The organism is Sphingosinicella sp. (assembly GCF_052388015.1).
GTDB lineage: Bacteria > Pseudomonadota > Alphaproteobacteria > Sphingomonadales > Sphingomonadaceae > Allosphingosinicella.
Window position 1 is genome coordinate 1 of record NZ_JBQTIN010000055.1, and the last position, 4,830, is coordinate 4,830.

Here is a 4,830-nt window from a genome sequence, read left to right on the forward strand (position 1 = left end):
GAGAGGAAGCAGTTCGGCAAGGCGATCGGAAGCTTCCAGCTGATGCAGGCAAAGGTGGCGGACATGTATGTCTCGCTGAATTCGGCGCGGGCCTATGTCTATCAGGTGGCGCGGGCCTGCGACGCGGGCAAGACGACGCGCTTCGACGCGGCGGGCGCAATCCTGCTGGCGAGCGAGAATGCGGTCAGGGTGGCCGGCGAGGCGATCCAGGCGCTGGGCGGGGCGGGCTACACCAAGGACTGGCCGGTCGAGCGCTATTTCCGCGACGCCAAGCTGCTCGACATCGGCGCCGGCACGAACGAGATCAGGCGGATGCTGATCGGGCGGGAGCTGATCGGGGCATGAGCGACGCGGAAGACGAAACCGCCGCCGCGACCGAAAAGGTGGCAGGGAAGAGTTCGGCGCGGCGGCGCGCGGACGAGATCAAGGCGTTTCGCTGCAAGAACCTGATCGCTGTGATCGAGAACCCCAGCGACATGCGGAACATCGGCACGGTGATCCGCAACGTCAACGCGCTCGGCGTGGAGAAAGTCTATGTCGTCGACGAGCGCCATTCGTTGCCGGACGACTGGCAGGAGATGCGCGAACGCAAGTCGCTCAGCAAAACGTCCGTTTCAGCCGTCAAGTGGAGCTTCGTGAGGCGTTTCGACAGCACCGACGATTGCTTCGACCATCTGGAGTTTCACAATTTTACCTCGATCGTCACGTCGCCGCACGTGAAGGGAAAGAAGTGCATCTTCCTGCATGAGGGCGACTTTACAGCCTTCACCAAGCTCGCCGTCTGGTTCGGCAGCGAAGCGGTGGGCATCAGCGACCGCGCCGTCCAGCGTAGCGAAATGTGCGTCAGCATCCCGATGTTCGGCATGATCGAGAGCCTGAATTTAGGCACTTCGTCGGGCATCGTATTGTACGAGGTGGCGAAGCAGCGGCGCGAATATCAAAGCAAGTATCGGCTTCGGGACAAACGCGGTGTACGGACAAACCCTTTGCCGACAGTCATGGCTCCGAAGCCGCGCTAGGTTTGGTGTAGCAAGGGAAGCCGGATGACCGAGAGGCTGCTAGACATCCTGCAATATTATGGAGCGGTTGCCGGAGCGGGAGCGGCGCTGATCGTCAGCCTCGATCTCGGCCGGCGGCCGACCGGCTGGGCGTTCGTGATCTTCGTCACCGCCTCGGTGGCGCTGATCGGCTGGGGGTTCATGAACGACGAGGGCGAGGGGATCGGGGCGCAGAATGTCGTCCTGCTCGCCATCAACCTGATCGGCGTCTATCGCTATCTGATCCGCAAGAAGCCCGTGCAGGGGACGGCGCCCGCATGACCTATTCTTCCGTCATGCCGGACTTGATCCGGCATCCGCCTTCCTTTCACAATGGCCGCAAAGGCAGGTGGACCCCGGATCAAGTCCGGGGTGACGAGGGGGAGAGTGGGCGGTGACCGTCCTGACTAGCAAGCTCGACGAGAATTCGGAGACGTTCCGCGCCTATGTCGCGCACAACCGGGCTCTGGCGGAGGAACTCCGCGCACGGGTCGCAGAAGCGGCGAAGGGCGGGCCGGAGAAGCATCGCGAACGCCATGTGGCGCGCGGCAAGCTGCTGCCGAGGGAGCGGGTGGAAAGGCTGCTCGATCCGGGCTCGCCCTTCCTCGAAATCGGCCAGCTCGCTGCCTGCGACCTCTATAAAGGCGAGGTGCCGGGCGCGGGGATGATCGCCGGGATCGGCCGCGTGTCGGGGCGCGAGACGATGATCGTCTGCAACGACGCGACGGTGAAGGGCGGCACCTACTACCCGATGACGGTGAAGAAGCATCTGCGCGCGCAGGAGATCGCGCTGCAGAACCGGCTGCCGTCGGTCTATCTGGTCGACAGCGGCGGCGCGAACCTGCCGCACCAGGCCGAGGTCTTCCCCGACCGCGAGCATTTCGGGCGCATCTTCTACAACCAGGCGCAGATGTCGGCCGAGGGGCTGGCGCAGATCGCCTGCGTGATGGGGAGCTGCACGGCGGGCGGCGCCTATGTGCCGGCAATGAGCGACGAGAGCGTGATCGTGCGCGAGCAGGGGACGATCTTCCTCGCCGGGCCGCCGCTGGTGAAGGCGGCGACGGGCGAGGTGATTACGGCCGAGGAGCTGGGCGGCGGCGATTTGCATGCCCGCAAGAGCGGCGTGGTCGATCATCTCGCCGAGAATGACGAGCATGCGCTCAGCATCGTGCGGGACATCGTGGCGCGGCTGAACACAGTGAAGGCGGTGGACATCGACCTGGCCGAGCCGGTGCCGCCGAGGCTCGATCCGGAGGGTCTGTACGGGGTGATCCCGGACGATGTGCGCACGCCCTATGACGTGCATGAGGTGATCGCGCGGATCGTCGACGGCTCGGAGTTCCACGAGTTCAAGCCGTTGTTCGGTTCTACGCTCGTCTGCGGCTTCGCGCGCATCTGGGGCATCCCGGTCGCGATCCTCGCGAACAACGGCATCCTGTTCAGCGAGAGCGCGCTCAAGGGCGCGCATTTCATCGAGCTGGCCTGCCAGCGGCGGGTGCCGCTCCTCTTCCTCCAGAATATTTCCGGCTTCATGGTCGGCGGGAAATATGAGGCGGAGGGGATCGCCAAGAATGGCGCCAAGCTGGTGACGGCGGTGGCGACGGCGAGCGTGCCGAAGATCACCGTCCTGATCGGCGGCAGCTTCGGCGCGGGCAATTACGGGATGTGCGGGCGAGCCTATAGCCCACGCTTCCTGTTCACCTGGCCGAACAGCCGGATCAGCGTGATGGGCGGCGAGCAAGCGGCGAGCGTGCTGGCGACCGTGCACCGCGACGCGGAGAGCTGGACGCCGGAGCAGGCCGATGCGTTCAAGCAGCCGATCCGCGACGATTACGAGGCGCAGGGGAATCCGTACCACGCCACCGCGCGGCTCTGGGACGACGGCGTGATCGACCCCGTGCAGACGCGGGACGTGCTGGGGCTGGCCTTCGCCGCGACGCTGAACGCGCCGATTCCGGAACGGGCGAAGTTCGGCGTGTTCAGGATGTGATGGTGTACCGGTTCTCGTTCCTGTTGCTGGGGTTGGCGGCACTCCCGGCTATGGCTCAGACCGACGATGCGGGTCGGCGGGTTTCCGCTTGTGGCACGCCGGTGCTCGAACTGGAGCCGCAATCGCCGGATACTGCCATCGTGATTTCGAGTGACTCAGCGATGTTCCGTGCAACCGCTCGGAATTTCCGCATCGCCTACCGGCGCGCTTGTCGCGAGGGCAGACTTCGCGGCGCACCATGGACCCTTGTCCTTGTGAGAAATGTCCCGCCGCCCAGGTTTGCCTCCATTCACCGCGTCAGGCCCGACCCAAATGGGGCGCGCCGATTTGTGCTCGAATATCCGTTGGTCGTTGGTGAAGGCGTTCGACCGCGAGCCCCATCCGTCCCCGAGCTGCTTCACGCCATCGATTGCCATGCGGACAGCGCTTTCGAAGCCGAAATCCTGCGGTGCTTGCCAAGCTGATGAATGTCATTCCGATCAATGCCGAGGGGCCTCCCTCCGCCTCCGGCGGCTATGCGCAGGCAGTGCGCGTTGAAGGCACGCGGGAGCTGCTGTTCGTCTCCGGGCAGATTCCGGTGGATGAGGACGGCAACGTGCCCGCCGCGTTCGGCGATCAGTGCCGCCTCGTCTGGCGCAATGTCGAGGCGCAGCTTCGCGCCGGCGGCATGGGGCTCGCCGATATCGTCAAGGTGACGACCTTCCTCTCCGACCGCGCCTACGCGGCCGAGAACAGCGCGATCCGGCAGGAGGTGCTGGCGGGCTTGACCCCGGCGCTCACCATCATCATCGCGGGCATCTACGATCCGGCCTGGCTCTTGGAGATCGAGGTGATCGCAGCGCGATAAGGGAGGCGAGGATGCGGAAGGCCCATCTGTCTGTCATGGCGCTGGCGGCGCTCGTCACGTTCGTCGCCGGCTCCTCGATGATCGCCGCCCAGCCGCGCGCGCCGGCGGCGACTGCGCCCTTGCTGCCGCTCAGCGAGCGCGATCTCAGCGCGACCGGCGAGAGCGGCTGCGAGTGCAGCTTCAATAGCGGCCGAGGCACCCTAATGCGGGTGATCGGCAACGAGCTGACGCTCAGCACCCGCGCCGGGCGGCAGGTCTGCCGGATCAGCGACAATGAATTTTCGGCGCTGTCGAACGGGCGGGCGAACGTCGCCTGCGCCGGCTTGAGGCTCAGCCTGCGGCGAACCGGGCGGATCAGTTCCCATCCGGAAAGCGACAGCGCCGACTGGCCGGCGTCGCTGACCGTCGGCCAGGGCCGGCTCTCCCGCACCCTGGCCGGCCGCTTCGGCTGCGCGTGCTGATCAGCTTTTCATTCCTCCCCGAGCTTGTCTCGGGGAGGGGGACCGCCGGGCGCAGCCGGGTGGTGGAGGGGCAGGCGAGCCAGGACCCGCGCGCAGATGCCGCGGACCACCGCTTCCAAGTCACCCAGCAGGTCGGCTGCCGGGATGCGCATCGCCTCGATGCCGGCGGCCATCAGCCAGGCATCTCGCGCCGCATCCCGCTCTGGTCTATCGCCGCGCGAATGGGCATCCCCATCGATCTCGACGGCGAGTCTTGCATCGCTGCTGAAGAAATCCAGAATGAAGGGGCCGGTCGGATGCTGGCGACGGAATTTGAGGCCGTCCGGATGCTTGCGAAGCGCCTGCCACAGCAAGATTTCCGGAAGGGTCATCTCGCGGCGGAGTTTTCGGGCGCGGCGGACAGTCCTTGCCGGTCCCTTCGGCGCGATGTTCCTGAGCATCGGTCTTGCCCCTCCACCGTGCTTCGCACGGTCCCCCTCCCCGAGACAAGCTCGG

The 4,830-nt window shown here is 65.8% G+C and carries 7 protein-coding genes; 6 read left to right on the forward strand and 1 reads right to left on the reverse strand.

Annotated elements, in window-relative coordinates; translation table 11 throughout:
• The 6 genes from ACT4N3_RS04870 to ACT4N3_RS04895 all read left to right on the forward strand — a co-directional run.
• A partial coding sequence (locus tag ACT4N3_RS04870; protein WP_444854084.1) for an acyl-CoA dehydrogenase family protein occupies positions 1-345 on the forward strand: 345 nt, incomplete at its 5' end.
• Positions 342-1,019: a TrmH family RNA methyltransferase gene (locus tag ACT4N3_RS04875; RefSeq protein WP_444854085.1), complete on the forward strand. Its 678-nt coding sequence runs from the start codon at positions 342-344 to the stop codon at positions 1,017-1,019. The genes ACT4N3_RS04870 and ACT4N3_RS04875, both read left to right, overlap by 4 nt.
• 24 nt (positions 1,020-1,043) lie before the next feature.
• A complete protein-coding gene (locus ACT4N3_RS04880) occupies positions 1,044-1,319 on the forward strand; it encodes a hypothetical protein (protein ID WP_444854086.1) in 276 nt (91 codons plus the stop codon).
• A gap of 112 nt (positions 1,320-1,431) precedes the next feature.
• Positions 1,432-3,027, forward strand: a complete 1,596-nt coding sequence (locus ACT4N3_RS04885; protein ID WP_444854087.1) for a carboxyl transferase domain-containing protein — start codon at positions 1,432-1,434, stop codon at positions 3,025-3,027.
• Between the two features lie 448 nt (positions 3,028-3,475).
• Complete coding sequence (locus ACT4N3_RS04890; RefSeq protein WP_444854088.1) at positions 3,476-3,874, forward strand: RidA family protein; 399 nt, start codon at positions 3,476-3,478, stop codon at positions 3,872-3,874.
• Between the two features lie 11 nt (positions 3,875-3,885).
• Entirely contained in the window at positions 3,886-4,335 is a 450-nt protein-coding gene (locus ACT4N3_RS04895) for a hypothetical protein (RefSeq protein ID WP_444854089.1), read from the forward strand.
• Between the two features lie 8 nt (positions 4,336-4,343).
• Here the strand turns inward: ACT4N3_RS04895 and ACT4N3_RS04900 are convergent, their stop codons facing one another.
• The gene (locus tag ACT4N3_RS04900) at positions 4,344-4,775 is read right to left on the reverse strand and encodes an endonuclease domain-containing protein (protein ID WP_444854090.1); all 432 of its coding nucleotides are present in this window, start codon (positions 4,773-4,775) and stop codon (positions 4,344-4,346) included.
• Between the last annotated feature and the right edge of the window lie 55 nt (positions 4,776-4,830).